A 3341-nucleotide genomic window follows, 5' to 3' on the forward strand; every position below is an offset into this window, starting at 1 on the left:
GGCCACCCGCAGGGTGGCAGCCTTCCGACGCTCTCCGAAGGTCGCAGCAGCCTCGATCACCGGCCCCGTCGGTGTTGAGTGGTCAGTTGTGGCGGAACAACAGGCGCGCGGTCCAGTGCCACAGGCGGCGCCACCGGAGGCGGAGCCCGGGGTGGGTAGCGGACGTGGTTGACCTGGTGGATGCGGTGGTGGTCGGCTGGATCACGGTGCCGGGAACGACCGTGATGGCGGGGGTGGGCTGCGGGTCCGTGTCGAAGGGCAGGGCGAGCTGGCTGGGGCACTGGTCGGCTGTGATGACGAGGGGGTTCCGGTGTCGCGGGGTCAGGTCCGGGGTGCTCGGTTCAGGGTGTGGCCGGCGGGCAGGGCGGCGGTGCTGGGCCCTGGCGCCGTGTGCCGGGTTCGGTTGGCCGGCGGTGGTGCACCCGCGGATGCGGTTCTGTGCTGGCTGGTGCTTGGCCGCGGTGGTGCTGTTCTCGATGGCCTGGAGAGCTGGCCCCTGCTCGGCGAGGGCCAGGGCGTGGTGCGTTGGCGCAGCGAGTAGGAAGTCGTTGAGCATGCGCAGGGCCGCGACGGCGGCTCGGACCCTGGCCTGGTGGTCGGTGGAGGCGGGGCAGCGGTCGGTTTCCTGGCGGGTGTGGCGGAACCGGGCGGTGAACTCGGTTTGGGTGCTGCGCGGTCCGCAGAGCTGGACCGGGTGTCCGCAGGCCAGGCATCGGTACCTTCCGCCTGCCAGGCCGCGGGGCAGGACCCAGGCCCCCTCTGGGAAACGGCCGAGGTCGATGAACTGCCCGGTCGAGGCGTCCAGCGCGATGTCGCCTTGGCGCGAGCGTGCGGGGTCGTGTGCCGGCACCTGGCCGAGCCCGGCTCCGGCGAGGGCACTCAGAGCACGGTGGGCCGAGCTTCGTCCCTGGCCGGGAACACGGCCGTGGACGTCCTGACTTCCGCGGTCGGTTCGGGGGTGGGCGTGGAGTTGGGCGGGCTGGATCGGGAGACGGTGGGCGGGGGCGGCGGGACGGCGCAAGCGGGACTCCAGTTCCGGGCGTCGGAGCGGTGAGGGGGTCTGCGAGAAACATCGCCCGGTCCGGGTTGTCCGTCTCGCGCTGGCGGCGTTCTCGCAGGTGAACTCCGGACATGGCCGGATAACCGGCCCTCGCCCGGACAAGTACGCGTGCGCTCTGCCACGGGCGGTTCACATTCCGTAGGCTTGTCCGCCGATCAGTCCGTATCGGAACGTGCAGGGGGAGAGGCGATGGCGCAGCGCAAGGCCGGGCGGGGCTGGGGGGCGGTACGGGCCGAGACGGAGGCGGGGAGGCAGCTGACAGAGTTCCTGCGGGGTCTGCTGGACAACGCCGGGCAGACGTTGGAGGACCTGGAAGTCCCGACCAACTACAGCAAGAGCACCGTGCAGGAGTACATCAGCGGCAGAAAGCTCCCCTCCGAGTCGTTCGTCGAGAGGACCGTCGTCGCGCTGTCGCCCGTACGCGAACGAGAACTCAACCTTCGGAAGGCCCTGCGTCTGCTCAACCTGGCCAAGAACCCGCCGCCCGTGCAGCTGCCCACCCAGCAGGCGATCCCCGCTCAGGCTGCCTCCGACACCGAGGCACCGGCCGCGGACGTCGCGGCAGTGCAGGCCGGCCTGGTGAGCGTGGCCGCCACAGCCCAGGACCAGGCCGCCCAGGCCCAGCAGCAGCTCGCCGTGGCACACGACCGCAACCAGCGCTTGACCGAGGAACGCGACCAGTACCAGCAGATGGTGGTGGCCCTGAGCGGGCTCACCGCCGACTTGCAACGGCAAGTCGAAGAGGTTGCGGGCATTCCCGACCCGGAGGCCGAGCAGAGCCTGGCCGAACTCACCGCGCAACTGCACGCCGCACAGAGCGAGCTGGAACGCGCCCGCGCCAGCCGGGACGAGGCCGAACTTCTCGCCCAGCGCTTGTGGCAGCACAGCAACGAACTCGAAGAACAGCTCGCCCTCATGCGTCAGCGCGCCGCCGCGATCCCGGCACTGCCCCCTGGCCTGCACAGCCTGCCCGACGACCTGCGGGATGCGTTCTTCCAGACCGATGTCGAACGGATGCTCCAAACCGCCCAGAGCTTCCTGGACGAGGGGCAGGCGACCCGTGACCAGGCGCGCGACGAGTGGGGCCTCGGCCAGCCAGGCCGTCGACCCGTGATCGGCCCGGTCGAGCGATGGCGGACCAGCTCGCGCGTCCTCGCCCGTGCTCTGGGCTGCTCGCTCGCCGTCTCCGGGGCCGTTGCCTACCAGCTCGCCAGCGAGGCCGAGGCGACCTTCTGGACTGCCCCGCTCACGCTCCTCATCATTGTCGGCCTCGTGGTGACCTGTGACCCGGCTGGACCCGCCGTGCGCCTGTGGCCCGCCGTACAGGCTCTGCTCCACGCACAGCCGCTCGCACAGCCCATCCCGATCAGTGCCCAGGACCTCGCCCGCCGAGCACTGCGTGGCCTGATTGCCGCGCTGACTGCCAGCCTCTCCCTGCTGGTCGTGCTCGCCGTCACCCGCTGGAGCTCCTGGTGGCTGCTGCCGCTGATCCCCGCGGCGGCGGCATGCGCCGGGTACACGATCGTAGGCGGCGACCGTGAGGTCACCCTCCTGGTCCAAGAGGCCCTTGGCCGGCTCGCGGCCAACCTGCAGACCCCACGCCACGAGCGCGGCCCGGCCGCGCCCCGCCGCCTACCGGTTGTCCTGGCCGATCCGCAGTGGATCGAGGCCCGCCGCAGCGAACTCGGCGCAGCCTTTGCCAGCGGCTTCACCCAGGCAGCCCCATGGATCAAGATCGCAGTGTGGGCCATGATCGGCCTGCTGCTGTTCGCCACCGTCGGCAGCGTCGCCTCCGCCCTCCCACCGCTTCACCCGTACAAGGCGGACCTAGGTGGCATGGCGACCGCAGTGGACACCCCGGTCCGCGCCTACCTGGCCGCACACACAGAGGGCCTGCCTATCTCGGCAACAGCTGTCCGACAGATCTGGCTTGCCGCTGGCGTCGGGCTGTTGGCCGTCTCGTTTCTGACCGGCACCTTCGGCGCCCGGCTTACCTGGACACTCTGGGGAGCCGCGACTGCCGCGATGGTCTGGTGGGGCACCCAGGGGCAGGCGAAGCAGGTCGCCACCGGCCTCGCAATCCTGGGATGGGGCATCGCCTCGATTCTCGCCCTTCAGGGACTCGGCGTTCGCAGGGCCCCCAGCCAGCACCAGAACGTCACGGTGCAGAGCGAGAAGTGACCCTGGCTCTGTTCACCAGAACGCGTTCCAGTGAACAGAGCCAACCTGCCCAGTCACGCCGCTGACCCACCGCAGAACGCCGCTGGCCCACCCCGCAACC

Annotated in this window: 2 protein-coding genes; one reads left to right on the top strand and one right to left on the bottom strand. The window is 70.8% G+C overall.

From position 1 onward, the window contains the following. Positions 1-82: 82 nt before the first annotated feature. Entirely contained in the window at positions 83-850 is a 768-nt protein-coding gene (locus tag ACFU7Y_RS42055) for a hypothetical protein (protein WP_380771706.1), read from the bottom strand. A gap of 399 nt (positions 851-1249) precedes the next feature. On the opposite strand from ACFU7Y_RS42055, the gene ACFU7Y_RS42060 reads away from it, so the two are divergent. Beyond that, a complete protein-coding gene (locus ACFU7Y_RS42060; protein WP_380771708.1) occupies positions 1250-3241 on the top strand; it encodes a hypothetical protein in 1992 nt (663 codons plus the stop codon). Positions 3242-3341 lie beyond the last annotated feature (100 nt).

The organism is Kitasatospora sp. NPDC057542 (genome assembly GCF_042801945.1).
Taxonomy (GTDB): domain Bacteria; phylum Actinomycetota; class Actinomycetes; order Streptomycetales; family Streptomycetaceae; genus Kitasatospora.